This window comes from Neptuniibacter caesariensis, from assembly GCF_000153345.1.
Classification (GTDB): domain Bacteria; phylum Pseudomonadota; class Gammaproteobacteria; order Pseudomonadales; family Balneatricaceae; genus Neptuniibacter; species Neptuniibacter caesariensis.
Map to the genome: position 1 here is coordinate 230,686 of NZ_CH724125.1, position 2,868 is coordinate 233,553.

4 protein-coding genes are annotated in these 2,868 nt (G+C 45.1%); all 4 read right to left on the reverse strand.

Translation table 11 applies throughout. The annotated features are described in order from the left end of the window. Positions 1-13: 13 nt before the first annotated feature. Positions 14-901: a DNA polymerase III subunit delta' gene (locus tag MED92_RS01075; RefSeq protein ID WP_007019610.1), complete on the reverse strand. Its 888-nt coding sequence runs from the start codon at positions 899-901 to the stop codon at positions 14-16. After that, positions 894-1,538, reverse strand: coding sequence for a dTMP kinase (gene tmk, locus MED92_RS01080; protein ID WP_007019611.1), 645 nt, complete (start codon positions 1,536-1,538; stop codon positions 894-896). The genes MED92_RS01075 and tmk overlap by 8 nt, the downstream gene beginning before the upstream one ends. A 17-nt stretch (positions 1,539-1,555) precedes the next feature. Further along, on the reverse strand, positions 1,556-2,581 hold the full coding sequence (mltG, locus tag MED92_RS01085) for an endolytic transglycosylase MltG (RefSeq protein ID WP_007019612.1): 1,026 nt from the start codon (positions 2,579-2,581) through the stop codon (positions 1,556-1,558). Next, a partial coding sequence (locus tag MED92_RS01090; RefSeq protein WP_007019613.1) for an aminotransferase class IV occupies positions 2,575-2,868 on the reverse strand: 294 nt, incomplete at its 5' end. The genes MED92_RS01090 and mltG, both read right to left, overlap by 7 nt.

Here is a 2,868-nt window from a genome sequence, read left to right on the forward strand (position 1 = left end):
TGAACTTTATCTGCTAATTTAAAGATTCTAACGGGGTCAGTTTTTTAGCAACTGCGTTAAGCATATTACGGGCATCTTCGTGACGAACCGAGTCATCATTCTCACACAAAGCACCACGGGCAATATCAGTTAACAAACTATACAACCAACCTAGTAAAAGCTCTAAATCAAGCTTCTGCCAGGCCTGGGCAACCTCTAAAGGACTGCGCCTTTGTTTTAAAATATCGGCCAGGCCGCGAATAAGCTGAGCACGATCCTCACCCAGGTTATTATTTAGGTAAGCAAGCGCCTCTTTGGGTGCTCCTCGATTGATAGTCAGCACCCCACGGGCACGCTCTTCATCAAGATCACCTTCAGACATCAACCAGCTAATAGCGACTTCAGTATCAGGCGTAACGCATTCAATGTGCTGGCAACGGCTTTTAATCGTTGGCAAAACCTGACCCATTTTAGAAGTCACCAGTAGCAACAACGTATCAGAGCCAGGCTCTTCTAACATTTTAAGCAGCGCATTTGCAGAGGCTATATTCATCGAATCAGCAGGATCAATAACCACAACACGATACCCGCCCTGCTGAGCAGTACTGTAGATAAACTCACCCAGCGCCCTCACCTGATCTACCTTCAGCTGCTTACCCGCCTCTTCAGGCTGAAGAATAAACAGATCCGGATGACTACCCGCAGCATTCAATTCGCAGGACTTACAAACACCACAAGCTTTACCTGACTCTGGTTGCTGGCAAAGCAACATCTGAGCAAAAGACTTAGCGAAAAGTGCCTTACCTATACCCTGCATTCCATGAATAAGTAACGCATGGGGCAAGCGCTTTTGCCGGTGCAACTCAGCAAGATGCTTATTACGCTCAGCAAACCATGGATACGCGGTTATCAGTTCAGTCATGGTGACCATCCAGGAAATGGATTAACGCTTCAGAAATCTGCGACTGAACATCAGGAATACTTCTACCTGCGTCTATGACAGCAAATCGTTCAGGCTCAGCGCTTGCCCTCTGAAGGTAGGTACTGCGCACTTTTTCAAAAAAATCCAGCTTTTCACGCTCAAATCGATCAGGTTCACTTCGCTTTGAGGCTCTCTTCAGCCCGGTTTCAACATCCAGATCCAATAGAAGTGTCAGGTCAGGCTGAAGACCATGCTGAACGATGGTTTCCAGGGCCTGAATATGATCAACATTAACGCCACGACCACCGCCCTGGTATGCAAAGGTAGCATCAGTAAATCTGTCACTAACAACCCATGCACCACGCCCAAGCGCTGGCTTTATAACATTCTCAAGATGCTGCGCTCTGGCCGCAAACATCAATAACAGCTCTGTATCTTCGCTGACCGTCTCTTCCCTTGGAGCAAGCAAAAGCTCACGCAGTTCTTCAGCTAGCGGTGTACCACCAGGCTCTCTGGTGAGGACCACCTCAATTCCCTGAGCATCTAATAAACTGCATAGATATTCTATATTGGTGGATTTACCAACCCCTTCGGTACCCTCTACGGTGATAAAGCGACCAGATAATCTTTGATTCATATCGATGACCTAAATACTTAAGGAGAAGAGCGATAGTCTTTACGGCGATTAAGCTGATATTTCCTTACCGCATTATTGTGCTCTTTTAACGTTGCCGAGAAATAATGACTACCATCGCCCTTAGCAACGAAATAAAGCGCCTTACCCTCTTTAGGGTGCACTGACGCCTCTATAGCTTCACGACCAACCATCGCAATAGGCGTAGGCGGGAGCGCTGGAATAACATAAGTATTATAAGGCGTCGGTTTACGCAGATCAGATCTGCGGATATTGCCTTTATAACTATCACCCATGCCATAAATCACAGTAGGATCCGTTTGCAATCGCATCCTTTTATTCAAACGACGAACAAAAACACCTGCGATGACAGGTCGCTCATCTGGACGGGCCGTCTCTTTTTCAACAATAGATGCCATGATAAGGGCCTCATAAGCTGACTTATACGGCAGCGCTGCATCCTTACCCTCCCAAGCTGAATCAAGCGCTTCGATTAGCATTTTATTTGCTCTTTTCAGCAATGTTGAAGCAGCACTGTTCTTATCAAAGCTGTAGGTTTCGGCCAGAAACATCCCTTCAGGGTGCTCGCTGATCGATAATTTCGCTTTTATCTGATCGAGGTTTAGGCCCTTTAGGTCATCTACAATATGAGGATTATCATTTAAGCGTGCGCGCAACTCTTTGAAGGTACTTCCTTCGATGATCGTAAATTGATAACTAATCGAACGACCTGACGTAATTGCTGCTAAAAAACTAGCTGGTGTCGTATCGATATCCAGCTCATAAATACCGGCTTTAATTTTTCCGGCCAATCCAGACTGTCTGCCATATAGCTTGAAGTAGTGCTCATTTAGTGGCCCAGAAACTTCATTAAGCTGCTTAACCAAGCCATTGAAATTAGAGCCTTTTTTTACTTCAAACTCTATCTTTTCAGTTAAGCCTACAGGCTGATTGATGTATGCCTTATAGTCGTTCCAAACCCATAGCCCAGCAACAATCACAAGTGTTATCAGCACTACTGATACAACAATAAACTTCTTTAACAACTTAAATCCTTATGCAACGCCTGTTGCAAATTTTTCGTCATAGAGCCAATAGAGAATGTATTCTGATCGATCCGAGTCACAGGCCAGATTTTAATGAGGCTGTTACAGATAAATACCTCATCTGCCCCATTAAGCACCTCTGGTTTATAACGACCTTCCTCAACAAGCAGCCCCAGTTCCGAAGCGAGTTTAATCAGATAATCTCGCATCACACCTTTAACACCGCAACGATCAATTAAGGGAGTATACAAACAGCCATTATGCACCCAGAAGAGATTACTCATCGT